We start from the raw sequence: 14,641 nt of genomic DNA, 5'->3' as shown, positions 1-14,641 counted from the left end.
GGCCGCGCCAAGCATTGCCGGAGGCCTGCCCACCGCCGAACCCGCAGCACTGGCCCACATATTGAGCAGGATTCTCACATCGCAGGAATCCTAAGCGAACAAAGGGCATAAAAGTCACGAAGCGAGCAGTAAATTGTCGATCTTGTGGACTTAAGGTTCGGAGCTCACCCCACATCAACAAGATCGAAATCTTGCGCGTCGGTGGCGGTCGGCGCGCGGCCCACATCACTCCGGCGGGCTATTGCCATCGCCCGATACACCAACGCAAAAGACTCTCCGCGCCGTAACGTCACAAGATCCACTCCGGATGAGGACGAGGGCGGTGGCGCGGAGGCGGGCGGCGGGCAATGGCGGACGGCAGGCAACAGCGAGTGGTGGTGCGGTGGCAGAAGGTGCGCGGTGGCAGATGGTGGCGGATGGCATGCAATAGCAGACGGTGCGCGGTGGCAGACGGTGCGCGGTGGCAGACGGTGCGCGGTGGCGGGCGGCGGGCAAGGGTGCGCGGCGGCGCGGGGTGCGGGCAATGGCGGGCGGTGGTAGACGGTGCGCGGTGGTGGCCGGGCCGGTGTGGCGGCGGGCGGGACGGTCAGCCCCTTGCGACCCGGCGCGGTCGGGCGATGAGGGCCGGCCCGGCGGGATGCGGAGCCCGCCGGGCCGTTGTGGGTTCAGCGGAGGGCCGCGTTCAGGGCCGGCAGGTAGCCGTACCGGTAGCCGCTGCCGTTCGGGTGGAAGGAGTTTGTTGCCGGGATCACCGTCAGGCCGTTCAGCCAGGGTGACGCCGCGCAGATGCCGTGGCCGGCGAATTCGTCGGTGACGTCCGACCAGGTGAAGCCGGCCGCCTGGGCGCGGGCGGCGATCACCTTGTTCAGCTCCGCCGCGCCGCTGTTGAGCGATCGGCGCTTCGGGATGCTCATGCCGCCCACTCCACAGTAGGTGGTGGTCACGTCGAACAGGATCGGGTAGCCCAGCACGACCACCCGGGCGTTCGGTGCCTTGCGGCGGATGTCCGCGTAGGTTGCGTCGAGTTTGCCGGGGATCTCGGTGTGGAGGGTTTCCAGGGCGGACGCGACGGTGGCCGCGCAGGCGCTGTCGCTGGACAGCGTGCAGGAGATGACGGTTGAGGCGAAGCCGGCGTCGTTGCCGCCGATGGTCAGCGTCACCAGGTCGGTGCTGCCGGTCAGCGGCCAGAGCTGGGTGCTGCGCAGCGAGTCGGTGGTGGCGCCGCCGCAGGCCACCGAGCGGTACGACTTCGGGTCGTTCGCCGCGTTCCACAGGCCCGGGTAGCCGTTGGAGCTGCGTAGGCAGAGGCCGGTCTGGCCGGATGCGCCCACGCCGGAGGAGTACGAGTCGCCCAGCGCGACGTAGTCCCAGTCGGCGGGGGCGGCCGCGGCGGGTGTCGCGGTGATGATGCTCAGCAGGGTTGAGGTGACGAGGCAGGCGAGGACGGTGGTGGTACGTCTGCTCATCGGTTTGGCCTCCGGATCCACGAGGGACAGGGCCGGAGCGCTCCGGTTACCGAACAGTAAGTCAAGGGCTCGGCGAAAGAAACACGGTGACATTCGTGTTACGGCGTAGTAACATACGTCGATGTGACCTGCATCTATGTCACATGGTCATGTTACGTGCGCGGAGAGCGATGAGTTGTCACCGGCGCCACAGCCGGCCTTCAGCGTGTGCTCAGCTACCCGGACTAGCGTCGCTCCCATGGATGAGCAACGGGCCCGGAGGGTCGTCGAGACACTGCGCGGACGTAACGTCTTCGCCCATGTGAAGCTGCCGCACGCCGGCATCACCCAGTACGGCATCCGGGTCGTCCTGCCCGACGGGCGCGAGGCCATCTGGGACAACGACGGCACGGCCGGTCTCGAGGCCCAGGTGATGCGCAACGGCATCCTGGTCGGCTTCGTCTCCTCGATCCCCGGCTCGGAGAACTTCGGCGAGGAGGAGATCATCAACGCGATCGCCGCCGCCGACTACGACCAGCCGATCGGGCGCTCCCGGCCCACCGCGCCGACCGGCCCGGCCCGCGCCGACCGCATCGCGACAGCGCCGCGTCCGCTCGGGCTCGCCGAGCGCCTGCGCCGCACCTTCCGCGACTGATCAGGGCAGCCGAGCGCCTGCGCCGCGCCTTCCGCGACTGATCAGGGTGCCGAGCGCCTGCGCCGCGCCTTCCGCGACTGATCAGGGCGCCGAGGGCCTGCGCCGCACCTTCAACGACTGATCAGGGTGCCGAGGGCCTGCGCCGCACCTTCAACGACTGATCAGGGCGCCGAGGGCATCGGGACGCGCAGGCTGACCGCGCCGCGCAGGTCCAGCCAGGCCTGGTCCGGGCCGCGGACCAGCCGCAGCACCACGTCGTCGCAGGACGGGCAGCGGGCCACCAGACCCGGCGCCGGTCCCCACACCCGCAGCCGGGCCACGACGCTGGGCTCGCCGCAGCCGCCGCAGGTGGCCACCGCCGTGGTCACGTCGACCGCGAAGATCTCCCGCAGGTCCCCGGCCATCGCGTTGCCGTCCAGTTCCTGGCCGGTCATGAGGTCCCTCCGAACCGCTCCGTACGGATCTTCTTCGGGTCGTGCCCCAGCGCGACGAGGATGTCCGCCGCCGCCTCGACGAACGATGTCGGGCCGCAGACGAACACGTCCGGCGCGAACTCCGGCGGCCAGCCGTGGCTGTTCAGCGTCGCCACGGTGAGCCGGCCCGGCGGGTCTGGCCAGCCGTCCGGGGTCTTGCGGGTGTAGACGAACGTCACGTCCAGGCCCGGGTCGTCGCGGACCCGGCGGGCCAGCTCGGTGGCGTACAGCACGTCCTGCGGGGTGCGCACCGAGTAGATCAGCCGGAACGGCTGCCGGCCGCGGATGTCGCCGCGGGCCCGGATCATCGCCATCAGCGGCACGATGCCCGAGCCGCCGGCTACCAGCAGCACCGGCGCCGGCTGGTCGCGCCACACGAACCAGCCGCCGACCGGGCCGCGCAGTTCCAGCGGCTGGCCGACCGCCAGGTTCTCGGTCAGGTACGAAGAGACCTCGCCGTCCTCGACCCGCTGCACGGTCAGCTCGACCAGGCCGGTGTCGTTCCAGGCCGAGGCGATCGAGTAGCTGCGCTGGGCCGAGTAGCCGTCCGGGGCGGTCAGGCGCACGTCGACGTGCTGGCCGGGCAGGTGACCCGGCCAGTCCGGCACCCGCAGCACCAGGGTGCGGGCCGACGGCGACTCTGCGCGGGCCGCCTCGACGACGGCGGCCCGCCAGGTCAGTCGCCCTGGTATCGCTGTTCGCGCCATGGGTCTCCGTACATGTGGTAGCCGGCCTCTTCCCAGAAGCCCGGCTCGTCCTGCTGGAGCATCTCGATGCCGTTGACCCACTTGGCCGATTTCCAGAAGTACAGGTGCGGCACCACCAGGCGCGCCGGTCCGCCGTGCTCCGGGTGCAGCGGCTCGCCGTCGAACTCGTACGCGACCCACGCCTTGCCGTCGAGCAGGTCCTCCAGCGGCACGTTGGTGGTGTAGCCGCCGTAGCCGTGCACCATCGTGTAGTCGGCCGTGGTCTCGACGTTCTCGAAGAGCGTGTCGAGGGAGACCCCGCGCCAGGTGGTGCCCAGCTTGGACCACTTGGTGACGCAGTGGATGTCGACGGTGCAGTTCTCGGCGGGCAGCGCCTGGAATTCCGGCCAGGACCAGCTGTGCTTGCCGCCGGTCTCGTCGGTGATGGTGAACTGCCAGCGGTCGAGCGGGATCCGCGGGGTGGGGCCCGCCGAGAGCACCGGGAAGTCGGGTGTCAGGTACTGCCCGGGGGGCAGGTCGGGCTGCGAGGATCGCCGCCGCCCGCCGAACCCGGGAGAGATGATGCTCATGTACAGCAGTAAACCCGATGATCATGAACGGCGACAGGCTACCCGACGGCGAACCCGGCGTTCCCGGCCGGCAGCTTGCGCCCGTCGCGGTCGAAGGCGCTCGCCTTGCCGACCTTGCTGGTGGGTTTGACCTTTTTGAGGTCGAACCAGAACAGGATCACCGACGGATCCTCGCTCCAGGCAGCCTGGCGCGCCCGGACCGTACGCCCGTCCGCAACCACCGTGATCCTCCTCGCAGCGCCGACGTAGTAGCCGAAGGCGGGCGTCGGCCGGTCGTTGACGACCATCGCCATCTCCAGCCCGTGGAAGCCCGGCGCCCGGTCCGACCCCTCCACCTCGTTGTTCAGCACGTCGATGATCAGCTCACCGGCGGTGTCCCGGCGGCCGGCCGCGATCCCGATGGAGACGGTCGGCAGCTGGGGCTCGTCGAGCCGCTGCATCCACAGCACCCGCGCCAGGCCCTCCACCTTCATCCCGGTGTCGACCACGGTGCCGAGCGTGGCGCCGCGATCCGGCCTGAGCGTCTCCTCGGTGTCCGCGTCGGCCGACGGCTGAGCGGCGACCGGCAAAGCGCTCGGCGACGGGCTGTCCGCCCGGGTCAGCTGGGCGCCGCCCACGAGCAGGACCAGCACCGCCAGCCCCGCGGTGGCGCCGACGACGGCCCGGCGGCGGCGGCGCAACCGGCCGCCGGCGGCCATCACGAGGTCGAGGTCCAGCGGCTTCGGCTCGAAGCCCGGCGTGGTGTGCATGGCGTCTCTCAGGTCGTCGAGGTCGTTCACGGGTGCAGCCCACTTTCCGCGCGCCGGGGTGCCGGGATGGAGACCCGGAGCTTGGCCAGCGCCCGGGAGTTGAGGCTCTTGACGGTGCCGAGCGACAGGTTCAGCTCGCGGGCCACGTCGACCTCGGTGACGTCGAAGAAGTGCCGCAGCACGACCACGGTGCGCTCGCGCGGCGACAGGGTCTGCAGGGCGCCGATCAGCCAGCGGCGCCGGGTGACGTCGTCCGCCACGTCGCGGGGCAGCGGACGTTCCGGCAGCTGCTCCGTGGCGTACTCACGGATCGGGCGGCGCCACTGGTCGGCGAGCAGGTTGGCCAGGACCGTGCGGGCGTACGCGTACGGGTCTTTGCGGCGCACCCGGGCCCAGGACGCGTACACCCGGACCAGCGCGGCCTGGGCCGCCTCCTCGGCCTGATGCCGGTCCCCGGTGAGCAGGTACGCGGCGCGCTGGAGCCGCGCCGAACTCGCCCGCGCGAACTCGACGAACTCCTCGTCACCTCTTCGGACTAGTCCCACGAGGGCCAAGACGAGCGAGCCCCGGAAAAGGTTGCATCCACGCGGATCAGTCCCAGGCCGCGCGGACCCGGTCGAGCACCTCGGCGGCCTGGGCGTGGCCGGCCCGCGCCGCGGGCGCGCGCCGGGCCGGATCGAGCGGGTTGCGGCCGATCGCGGTCAGTGCGGCGTCGGTCGGGCTGACCACGGCGGTACGCACCCCGGGTCCCAGCGCGGCGGCCTGCGCCGCCGGCCGGTCCGCGCGCCGGGCGGCGGCGACGAGCGGGGCGATCACCACCACCCGCTCGTAGCCGCGGGCCAGGTCCACGTTGGCGACCGAGCGCACGCCGCCGTCGATGTACCGGCGGCCGTTGACCGTCATCGGCGGCCACACCAGCGGCACCGCACAGCTCGCGGCCACCGCGTCGATGAGCGAGGCCCCGCTGGCGCTGTCGAAGACCTCAACCGCGCCGGTCCGCGCCTCGACCGCCGGAATGAGCAGCCGGGCGGCCGGCCACTCGTCCCGCCGGACCCGCGACGCGATGGCCGCGCGCCGCTCCGACTCGGGCACCGTGCGCGCCTTGAGCGCGGCCCGGCCCAGCCGCGCCCGGCCGCGGGCCCGTTCCCCCGGCCAGAGCGCGGCCAGCACAAAACCGACGAGCACCTTCGAGCCGATGGTGGCGTTGGTGTCGCCGGTGGTGTCGGTCAGCTCGTGCTGGTAGAGCTGGTCGATCGGGGTGCCGCCGGTGAGCTGGGCGGCCACGACCGAGCCGGCCGACGTGCCGACGAACAGATCGGCGGTGCTGAGGTCGACACCGCGCTCATGCTCGGCGAGTCCGTGCAGCAAGCCGATCGTCCAGGCGACGCCGGTGACGCCGCCACCGCCGAGCACGAGTGCGCGTTTTTCCATGTGATCTCTCTACTACCAATGCGGGAGGTGCGCATCCCCGAAGATTGCGGGTTTTGACATGGTATGTCCGTTCGGATGGGACCATGGAGGCTCGGGGCCTGCGCCCGCGAGACCGCGGGGGCGACCCAGTCGAGACCCGCAAAGGATTTGAGCATGCGCAACGAAGTGCCCGACGACGAGAACGTCTACGACTCGGTGGTCGCGCGCCGTAACCGTCGCCGCAAGCAGGTGTTCGCCGGGGTGGCCGGGGTTGCCGTCCTGGGGGCCGGCGCCTTTCTGGTGACCTCCCAGCTGGCCGACGAGACCAGGACCGAGACCCGGGACGCGGCCGCCCTGGCGCCGGCCGTGGGCGACTCCGGCGATCCGAGCGCCTCGGCCACCGCCTCGGCCTCGGCGTCGGCGTCGCCTTCACCGTCGGCCACCGTGTCGCCGAGCGTCAAGCCGTCACCGCCGACCCTGTCCAAGGCCGAGCGGGAGCGGGTCCGGGTGGTGCGGTCAGCGGCCGCGAAGGCATCGAGCAAGGTGCACCGGCCGCTCGTCCCGCGAAACGGTGGAGCCACGGTCGCCGCGGCCGACCTCAACGTCTCGGTGATCGGATCGGTGCAGAAGAACGGAGAGGAACTGCGGCTGTACTCGGCACGACAGGATCTCACCGGTCAGAAGGAACTTGCCTGGGTGACCGATGACCACGAGCGGGTGGGCACCGCCAGCTGCACCCAGAAGATCCGGCTCAGCCAGGACGTGAAGGCGCGTGAGCGCCCGACGTTGCTGATCTGCTGGCGGACCAGCACCGAGAAGAGTGTCTACACGGTGGCGGTCAAGATGGACGGCCGCCCGTCGGCATCGAAGAGTGTCGCCACCATCAACAAGGAATGGGCAAGGCTCGGCTGATCGGCCGCACGGGCGATGGCCCGGAGCTGATGCTCCGGGCCATCGTTTTGTGTCTGTCCGTCGGTTCAGATGGATCAGTACGGTGCGACGGTGAAGGTGGCACCACTGTTGACGTTTGATGCCGCGATGACCGCCAGGTCGGCCTCCGCGGGGTCGCCGTTGGCCACCACGGTCACGGTGTAGGCGCCCTCCGCCACCTTGTTGCCCGTGTCGACGGTGCTGTCGGCGGCCACGAGCCGGTCGGTGGTGAGATCAAGGGTGCAGATGATCTCCGTATCGCTCACCACGAGGATACCCGTGCACCGCTTCACGCCACGGTTGCTCGCGGCGACGTAGGCACCCTGGACCAGGAAGACCTGTGCGGTCGGGGCGGTAGCGCTCACAGCGTTGAAGACCAGCTGCTGGAAGCCCACGCCCTGAATGTCGAGGTCCACCTTCTGATTGGCCGGTGCCGTGTTGGGAATCACCGAGATGCTGTTGCTGTAGTCGAACGTGATCGGGTTGTCGACCGTGGTCGCGGGGTTGCCGTCGTCGGGCAGGCCGTTGTTGTCCGGGTCGGTGCTGGTCACCGATCCGCCCGCGGTGGTGACGACCACCGCGAAGCCAGTGCCCGCAGCGTGTGCCGGGGTGTTACCGGTGAGGCTGTTGCCGTTCGACGCCACCTTGACGTTCGTCAGCGCGGCACCGCCGACCGTTGCCGTGGTGCCCGTGCTGGCGAAGCCCGAGCCGTTGATGGTGATCAGCTGGCCGCCCAGTGCGGGGCTGCTGCCGGGCGTGATCCCCGTGATCTTGGGCCGGGTCGCGATGGTGTAGGTCGAGGTCGCCAGCAGAGTGCTGGCTGCCGGGTCGGTGCCGTCATAGACGCACACGTTCCACTTTGCGCTGGTCTGACCGCCCATGAGCGCGAGGCCGTTGGTGTTCGCCGTGCTGGGAGTGGTGGTGAGCGGCGCGTCTGAATAGCCGGCCGGCGCACTCGGCACGGTGAAGGCGATCTTCGTGGCGGACACCCGCTTCACCGTGGTCGGGTCCACCTGGACGACACCCGCGGTGGGAGCGAAGGGCGTGGTCGCGCCCGCGGTCATCTGCACAGGCGCCTTGTAGAGCGCGGAACAGGTCGCCGCCGTGCTGGCACCGATGTACTGGAACTCCACCACGGGTGTCACACCGGCCGGGAACGGCGTCGGCACGGTCGCCGTGGGCGTGGCGGTACCGGTGATCGAGTTGCCACCACCGCTCGGGCCGGCGGGCGAGCTCAGCGTCATCGGCACCGAGACAGCGAACGCCGGAACGGCGGTGGCGGCAATGACGGCCGCGGTGACCGCCCCCGTCGCGATTCCGGCACGGAGCAGCCGGAACCTGAAGCTGGACTGGGTCTTACTCATGCGAGGTCCTCCTACGGTCACGAGGGACCGCGTCGGTTGGGTAGGTGGGCCCGCGCGTGAGAACCAACGTCGGGCCGTCTCGTGAGGGAGCGTAACGTGGCGTATGCGGACAATTGCGCAGAGTTATAAAGTTCAGTGGATTTGCACCCTCAGGCACCGAACAGGGACCGGTACTCCGCCGCCGACCCCGGGTTCTTCAGGCAGGCCGCGTCGGTGCGGAACAGGCTCGACTGCACCCCGCCCTCCCCGCAGTCGGAGAAATACGCCTCGTACGCCAGCCCGGACGCGTGCGCCGCGAACCACTCGTGCATCCACCGCACGAACGACGGGTTCTCCTTGCCGGCGTCGCCCGTCGGGACCACGCCCCACTCGCCCACCGAGAACGGCTTGCCGCGCGTGCGGGCGAAGTTGTAGAGCCAGGTCAGGCCCTCCGGGTCCGTCGCCGCCTTGTCGAAGACCGCCTTCGTCGGGGACCACGGGTAGTGGTCGTAGTTGTCGATGCCGATGATGTCCACGTACGCGTCGCCCGGGTAGCAGTTCGTGCTCACCCCGCCGCAGGTGCCGGCGGGAGTGCCGTGGGCGTTGATCGTCCAGTCCAGTAACACGGCCGGGTTCGTGGCGCGGATGTTGGTCGCCGCCCGGCGGTAGCACGCGATCCAGGTCTGCGGGTCGTCCGCGCGCCACGGTGAGGTCTTCTCGTTGAACTCCCAGCCCAGCCGCACCACCGAGTCGCCCCGGCCGTACCTGGTCATCAGCGAGCCGAAGTTCTTCCAGTCCTGGTCGTGGTCGCCGGCCGCGCACGCCGGCAGGTCCGCGCCCGCCCCGATCGGCACCAGGCCCTGGGACACCACCAGCATCCCGGCGAAGTCCGAGAACAGGTCGAACGTCCAGCCCGAGCCCGCGGTCATCGCCGACCACGAGGTCCGGTCCGTGTAGGTCTGCGCGACCCGGCAGGCCCGGCCGCGGGCGGTGCAGAACGCGTTCACGTGCGCCGTGTCGAACAGCGGGTCGCCGTTGACGCCCGACATGCCGTCGGAACCCGGCCAGGTGCCGTCGGCGCGGGGCAGCGCGGTGAGCGCCCGGGCCGAGCGCGGGTCCGCCACGGCCGAACCGGACGCGACTGCCGACCCGGAGGGTGCCGGCTGCGGGGCGTCGTCCTGCGACGTCAGGCTCACGGCGGTGCCCGCGAGCGCGATCAGCACCGCCCCGGCGCCCAGCCACAGGCCGCGGCGGGGCGGTCGTTCGTCGGCCATCGGGCGGAACCTCCGGGCGATCGGGGCGTTTTGCCCCATTCTGGCAGGCGTGGCAGTCGCCCGTGGGGGAGTCGGAGAGGCCGTCCGGGCCAGGATTGCCTTACCTAAAGAATGGTTACCCCATTTGTAAAATCCTCGGTAATACCTTTGTTGCACTCGGCGCGGCACTCCGCCGAATGGTTTATGGTCGGCAGGGAGAAAAGGAGGCCTCACGATGACTCAGATGATGGCCATGCCGCGCGTGCAGACCTGCACGGTCAGCGGATGCGGTTACAACCACGACGGCTGCACGGCCTTCGCGATCACCATCGGCCGGGGGACCACCTCGGCCTGCGACACCTTCATCGACACCGCCGACAAGGGCGGGATGGGCCAGGCGGAAGCCCAGGTCGGAGCCTGCAAGCGGGCCGACTGCGTGCACAACACGGAGCTCGAGTGCCATGCGCCGTCGATCATGGTCGGGGCCGGCGAGGACCGCGCCGACTGCCTGACCTTCGAGGCGCGCTGAATCGTCAACAAAGCCTTACCTGAGGCCGTCGCCGATTTTTCGGTGACGGCCTTATCCGTATCAAGAACAATTCCGCCGGACGGCCGGGGTTGACCGCGGGCGCACTCTGGGCTATGTTGTTCTCAGATCGAGTCTTACTCAGAGCGAGAACAACGAAGGCGACCACGATGACCGACGAACGGGACTTCCTCGACAGCTACGACCCCACGGCGTACACGCCGGCCGCGGTCACCGTCGACATCGTCGCGTTGACCATCCGCGACGGGCGGCTGCACGTGCTGGTCGTCGAGCGCGGCGAGCACCCGTTCGCCGGCTGGCGGGCGCTGCCCGGCGGCTTCGTCCAGAGCGAGACGCTCGACGCGGCCGCCCGGCGGGAGCTCGCCGAGGAGACCGGCCTGCGCCCCGGCGAGGGCCTCCTCGACCGCGTGCACCTCGAACAGCTCCGCAGCTACGGCGACCCCGGCCGGGACCCCCGGATGCGGGTCTTCTCGGTGGCCTACCTGGCCTTCGCGCCGAGCCTGCCCGATCCGCGGGCGGGCGGCGACGCCTCCGGCGCCTTCTGGGTGCCGGTCGACGAGGTCGGCGAGCTGGCCTTCGACCACGCCACGATCGTCGCCGACGGCCTGGACCGGGCCCGGTCGAAGCTCGAGTACACGCCGCTGGCCACGGCCTTCGTCGGTGACGAGTTCACGATCGGCGAGCTGCGGGCGGTCTATGCGGCGGTCTGGGGCGAGGAGCTGCACGCCGGCAACTTCCATCGCAAGGTGCTGTCGGTGCCGGGCTTCGTCGAGAGCACCGGCGAGACGAGCACCCGCGGCGGCGAGCGTGGCGGCCCGAAGGCGCGGCTCTACCGGGCCGGCGACGCGCGGCTGCTGCACCCCGCGCTGCTGCGGCCGACCCGTGAGGACGGTGTGCGGTGACCTTCGACGAGGCGGTGGCCGTCATCGGGGCCGCGGGCTCGTACGCGGAGCTGGAGGCTGCCGGGCACGCGTACCGGATGCTGGTGAAGGTCGTGCATCCCGATGTCGCACCCGCGGGTCGCGGCCCGGCCGCGACGGTGGCCTTCGCCCGGCTGGCCGAGCTGTGGAGCGAGCGGGACGGGCGGCCGGTCACGACCCGGCGCGCGACCTACCGGGTCGGCGGCCGGGTGGCCACCGGGGACATCGCGGAGCTGTACGCGGTCGACGGCGACGCCGCGCTCCTGAAGCTCCCGCGCCGCCCCGGGGACAACGACCTGCTGGCCGCCGAGGCCGCCGCACTGTCCACTCTCGCCACCGAGGGCGACCCGAAGTTCCGCGCCTACGCCCCGCGGCTGGTGGAGAGCTTCACCCACGAGGACGCCGCCCGCGCCCGCCGCACCGCCAACGTCATCACCCGCCAGCGCGGCTTCGTCTCGCTGGCCGAGGTGAACGCCGCCTACCCGGGTGGCCTCGATCCACGCGACGTCGCGTGGATGTGGCGGCGGCTGCTCACCGGGCTGGGCTGGGCCCACCGCGCCGGGCTGGTGCACGGTGCGGTGCTGCCGGAACACGTGCTCATCCACCCGGCCGAGCACGGCCTGGTGCTCGTCGACTGGTGCTACGCGGTGCGCACCGGCACGGCGATCCCGGCGCTGGTGGCCAAGCACCGCGCCGTCTACCCGCCCGAGGTGGCGGCCAAGCGGCCGGCCACCGCCGCCACCGACATCTACATGGCCACCGGCCTGCTGCTGCGGCTGATCGGCAACCCGCCGGAACCGCTGCGGCGCTTCGCCCGCGGCTGCCGCTACGACAAACCCCGCATGCGTCCGCAGGACGCGTGGCACCTGCTCGAGGAGTTCGACGAGCTCCTCGCCACCCTGTACGGCCCCCGCCGATTTCGCGCCTTCGCGATGCCGGCCCTTTCCTGAGGAGGAATCACCATGGGAAGCGGACGCTGGTCCACCGATGTCTACTCCGCCGCCGCCGGCTACCGGGCCGCGACCGGCAAGAGCGCCTTCGCCTACAGCGACAGCGGCGCGCGCAAGGCCCACCCGGCCCTGGACCCGAGGAACGTCGGCAAGCGGGAGAGCCGCGACAGCGACGAGCACCCGCACAGCACGCCGATCGCGGTCCTGTTCGACGTGACCGGCTCGATGGGCACGGTGCCCCGGGTGCTGCAGACCAAGCTGCCGCAGCTGCTCGGGCTGCTGACCCGCAAGGGGTACGCGACCGACCCGCACGTCATGTTCGGCGCGATCGGCGACGCCACCTGCGACCGGGTGCCGCTCCAGATCGGACAGTTCGAGTCGGACAACCGGATGGACGAGGATCTGGCCCGGATCGTGCTGGAGGGCGGCGGCGGCGGGCAGCGGCGCGAGTCGTACGAGCTGGCGATGTACTTCATGGCCCGGCACACCGACCTGGACTCCGTGGTCAAGCGGGGCCGCCGCGGCTACCTTTTCATCATCGGCGACGAGATGGCCTACCCGCAGGTCAAGCCCAAGGAGGTGGAGCGGTTCATCGGCGACCGGCTCCGCGAGCCGATCAGCACCGAGGCGATGCTCGCCGAGCTGCGCCGCAGCTTCGACGTCTACTACATCATGCCGACCGCGGCCGGCTGGGGCGGTGACGCGGAGATCCTCGGCTACTGGCGCAAGCTGCTCGGCCAGCAGGTCATCGAGCTCGACGACCTCGACGCGGTCTGCGAGACGATCGCGCTGACCGTCGGCCTCGGTGAGGAATCCATCGACCTCGACGGCGGCCTCGCCGACCTGGTCGAGGTCGGCTCGGCGGCCGGACCGTCGGTCGGCAAGGCCCTGGCCCCGCTCGGCGCGGGCCGCGGCACGGTCGTTCGTTCCCCGCTGGACCTGGGCGGCGCGGCAACGCCGGGCGGGAACGAACGGCTGTGAACCTCGCCGACGGGCACGTCGCCGTGGTCGATCTCGGCTACGGCGACGCGGGCAAGGGCACGGTGGTGGACGCGCTCTGCGCTTCGGGGCCGGTCACCGCGGTGATCCGGTTCAACGGGGGAGCGCAGGCCGCCCACAACGTGGTCACGCCGGCCGGTCGGCACCACACGTTCGCGCAGTTCGGGGCGGGCACGCTGCACGGCGTGCCCACCCACCTGTCGCGCTTCACGGTGGTCGACCCGCTCGCCCTGGCGGCCGAGGCTGCCGCGCTGGGCAACCCCTTCCACTTGCTCACTGTGGACGGTGACGCGCTGCTCGCCACTCCGTGGCATCGGGCGGCGAACCGGGCCCGCGAGCGGCAGCGCGGCGGGGCGCGGCACGGCTCGTGCGGCATGGGCATCGGGCAGACCATGGAGTACGCCCTCAGCCATCCTGACGCCCCACGGGTCGCCGACGTGAGGTCGCCCAGCCGGCTCCGGGCCCGCCTCGCCGCGGTCCGGGACGCGCTGGGCCCGTTCGACGACGCGCCGCCGCTGGAGGACGTCGTGGACGCCTTCCTGGCCTTCGGCCGCGTCGTGTCCATCGTGGACTCCAGCCACCTGGACCGGTTGCTGGCTCAGGGGCGGTGCGTCTTCGAGGGGGCGCAGGGTGTGCTGCTGGACGAGTGGCGGGGCTGGCACCCGTACACGACGTGGTCCACGACGACGTTCGCCAACGTGGCGGCGATGTGTGACTCCTTTGTGCGGTTGGGGGTGGTGCGGACGTACACGACGCGGCACGGGGCCGGGCCGTTCGTGACGGAGACGCCGCTGGACCTGCCCGAGGCGCACAACGGGGTAGGGGAGTGGCAGGGCGCCTTCCGGGTCGGCCACTTCGACGCCGTCGCCCACCGGTACGCGGTCGAGGTGGCCGGCGGCGTCGACGCCCTGGCGGTCACCCACCTGGACGCCCCGCCCCGCGAGCCCGGCCTGCGGATCTGCACGTCGTACGAGCTGGACGGCGCGCGCTGGGAGCACCTGCGGCCCGGCCCGCCCGAGGATCTCGCGTACCAGTCGGCGCTGACCACCCTGCTCGGCCGCGCCCGACCCGGCGACCTGGAGCGCCCGGACGACTGGCCGGCCCGGATCGGTGAGCTGCTGGACGCCCCGGTGCTGCTGGAGTCGCACGGCCCGCGCAGCACCGACAAGCGGTTCCGCCTGCCCGCCCTGCGCTGACCCGGTCAGCCCACCGGGACGGGCGGGGCCACCGGCTCGGCGCGGCGGGTCAGCCGGCGGGTGGAGCGCAGGGCCAGCGGGGCCAGGCCGGCGGCGAACAGGACAGCGGCGCAGACCACCAGGACCCGGTTGCTGCCGTACGCCTCGGACAGCGGCCCGGCCAGCGCGTTGCCGACCGGCATGGCGAGGAACGAGGTCAGCAGGTCCCACGAGGACACCCGGGCCAGCACCTGGTGCGGGATGTGGTCCTGCAACGCGGTGTCCCAGGCGACGGCGAAGAACGTCAGGCCCCAGCGCCAGGGCGGCGGGGACGCCGGCCCGGTGACCTGCACGATCACCCTGGACGGCAAGGTGCTCAGCGCCACCACCGCCGAGGGCCGGTACGCCTCGGCCCAGTGCGGGGGCTAGTCCCTGTCGCCTCTGGCGAGGTGGCCCGTTCCGGGCTGAAAATCGTGTTGGTCGCCCGCTGACGTCGTGTCTCCTTGATTCGTACGA

General features: G+C 71.3%; 17 protein-coding genes. 7 read left to right on the top strand and 10 right to left on the bottom strand.

Annotated features, from left to right (window positions below; all coding sequences use genetic code 11):
* Positions 1-665: 665 nt before the first annotated feature.
* On the bottom strand, positions 666-1,466 hold the full coding sequence (locus ACIBQZ_RS42835) for an SGNH/GDSL hydrolase family protein (protein ID WP_396094708.1): 801 nt from the start codon (positions 1,464-1,466) through the stop codon (positions 666-668).
* Positions 1,467-1,704: 238 nt separating this feature from the next.
* Between ACIBQZ_RS42835 and ACIBQZ_RS42830 the strand changes: the two genes are divergently transcribed.
* Entirely contained in the window at positions 1,705-2,100 is a 396-nt protein-coding gene (locus ACIBQZ_RS42830; RefSeq protein ID WP_396094707.1) for a hypothetical protein, read from the top strand.
* 161 nt (positions 2,101-2,261) lie between these two features.
* Here ACIBQZ_RS42830 and ACIBQZ_RS42825 read toward each other — a convergent pair whose 3' ends face one another.
* From ACIBQZ_RS42825 to ACIBQZ_RS42800, 6 genes are read right to left on the bottom strand one after another with little or no spacing between them, the layout of a single operon-like run.
* Complete coding sequence (locus ACIBQZ_RS42825) at positions 2,262-2,534, bottom strand: DUF6510 family protein (protein WP_396094706.1); 273 nt, start codon at positions 2,532-2,534, stop codon at positions 2,262-2,264.
* The gene (locus ACIBQZ_RS42820) at positions 2,531-3,280 is read right to left on the bottom strand and encodes a ferredoxin reductase (protein WP_396094705.1); all 750 of its coding nucleotides are present in this window, start codon (positions 3,278-3,280) and stop codon (positions 2,531-2,533) included. Before ACIBQZ_RS42820 ends, ACIBQZ_RS42825 begins: the two co-directional genes overlap by 4 nt.
* Positions 3,250-3,849 carry a sulfite oxidase-like oxidoreductase gene (locus tag ACIBQZ_RS42815; RefSeq protein ID WP_396094704.1) on the bottom strand — a complete coding sequence of 200 codons (600 nt, stop codon included), beginning with the start codon at positions 3,847-3,849 and terminating at the stop codon, positions 3,250-3,252. The genes ACIBQZ_RS42820 and ACIBQZ_RS42815 overlap by 31 nt, the downstream gene beginning before the upstream one ends.
* 38 nt (positions 3,850-3,887) lie before the next feature.
* Positions 3,888-4,628, bottom strand: coding sequence for a hypothetical protein (locus ACIBQZ_RS42810; RefSeq protein WP_396094703.1), 741 nt, complete (start codon positions 4,626-4,628; stop codon positions 3,888-3,890).
* Positions 4,625-5,143, bottom strand: coding sequence for a SigE family RNA polymerase sigma factor (locus tag ACIBQZ_RS42805; protein WP_396094702.1), 519 nt, complete (start codon positions 5,141-5,143; stop codon positions 4,625-4,627). Before ACIBQZ_RS42805 ends, ACIBQZ_RS42810 begins: the two co-directional genes overlap by 4 nt.
* A gap of 46 nt (positions 5,144-5,189) precedes the next feature.
* Complete coding sequence (locus ACIBQZ_RS42800) at positions 5,190-6,029, bottom strand: patatin-like phospholipase family protein (RefSeq protein ID WP_396094701.1); 840 nt, start codon at positions 6,027-6,029, stop codon at positions 5,190-5,192.
* Positions 6,030-6,182: 153 nt separating this feature from the next.
* Here ACIBQZ_RS42800 and ACIBQZ_RS42795 point away from each other — a divergent pair, with 153 nt between their 5' ends.
* Positions 6,183-6,920, top strand: a complete 738-nt coding sequence (locus ACIBQZ_RS42795; RefSeq protein WP_396094700.1) for a hypothetical protein — start codon at positions 6,183-6,185, stop codon at positions 6,918-6,920.
* 74 nt (positions 6,921-6,994) lie between these two features.
* On the opposite strand, the gene ACIBQZ_RS42790 is transcribed toward ACIBQZ_RS42795, so the two are convergent.
* Positions 6,995-8,302, bottom strand: coding sequence for an IPT/TIG domain-containing protein (locus ACIBQZ_RS42790; protein WP_396094699.1), 1,308 nt, complete (start codon positions 8,300-8,302; stop codon positions 6,995-6,997).
* 149 nt (positions 8,303-8,451) lie between these two features.
* Positions 8,452-9,555 (bottom strand): glycoside hydrolase family 26 protein, encoded by a 1,104-nt coding sequence (locus ACIBQZ_RS42785; protein WP_396094698.1) that lies wholly within the window; start codon positions 9,553-9,555, stop codon positions 8,452-8,454.
* A 214-nt stretch (positions 9,556-9,769) separates the two neighbouring features.
* Between ACIBQZ_RS42785 and ACIBQZ_RS42780 the strand changes: the two genes are divergently transcribed.
* From ACIBQZ_RS42780 to ACIBQZ_RS42760, 5 genes are all read left to right on the top strand, one after another.
* Positions 9,770-10,063 (top strand): DUF1540 domain-containing protein, encoded by a 294-nt coding sequence (locus ACIBQZ_RS42780; RefSeq protein ID WP_396094697.1) that lies wholly within the window; start codon positions 9,770-9,772, stop codon positions 10,061-10,063.
* Between the two features lie 167 nt (positions 10,064-10,230).
* A complete protein-coding gene (locus tag ACIBQZ_RS42775; protein WP_396094696.1) occupies positions 10,231-10,983 on the top strand; it encodes an NUDIX hydrolase in 753 nt (250 codons plus the stop codon).
* Positions 10,980-11,951, top strand: a complete 972-nt coding sequence (locus ACIBQZ_RS42770; RefSeq protein WP_396094695.1) for a molecular chaperone DnaJ — start codon at positions 10,980-10,982, stop codon at positions 11,949-11,951. The genes ACIBQZ_RS42775 and ACIBQZ_RS42770 overlap by 4 nt, the downstream gene beginning before the upstream one ends.
* A gap of 12 nt (positions 11,952-11,963) precedes the next feature.
* Positions 11,964-12,932, top strand: a complete 969-nt coding sequence (locus tag ACIBQZ_RS42765) for a hypothetical protein (protein ID WP_396094694.1) — start codon at positions 11,964-11,966, stop codon at positions 12,930-12,932.
* Positions 12,929-14,146: an adenylosuccinate synthetase gene (locus ACIBQZ_RS42760; protein ID WP_396094693.1), complete on the top strand. Its 1,218-nt coding sequence runs from the start codon at positions 12,929-12,931 to the stop codon at positions 14,144-14,146. Before ACIBQZ_RS42765 ends, ACIBQZ_RS42760 begins: the two co-directional genes overlap by 4 nt.
* A gap of 5 nt (positions 14,147-14,151) precedes the next feature.
* Here the strand turns inward: ACIBQZ_RS42760 and ACIBQZ_RS42755 are convergent, their stop codons facing one another.
* Positions 14,152-14,484 (bottom strand): hypothetical protein, encoded by a 333-nt coding sequence (locus ACIBQZ_RS42755; RefSeq protein ID WP_396094692.1) that lies wholly within the window; start codon positions 14,482-14,484, stop codon positions 14,152-14,154.
* Positions 14,485-14,641: the final 157 nt, after the last annotated feature.

The organism is Actinoplanes sp. NPDC049599 (assembly GCF_044465625.1).
GTDB lineage: Bacteria > Actinomycetota > Actinomycetes > Mycobacteriales > Micromonosporaceae > Actinoplanes.
The sequence above is the reverse complement of the archived record's forward strand: the minus strand, read 5'-3'. Positions and strand labels throughout refer to the sequence as shown.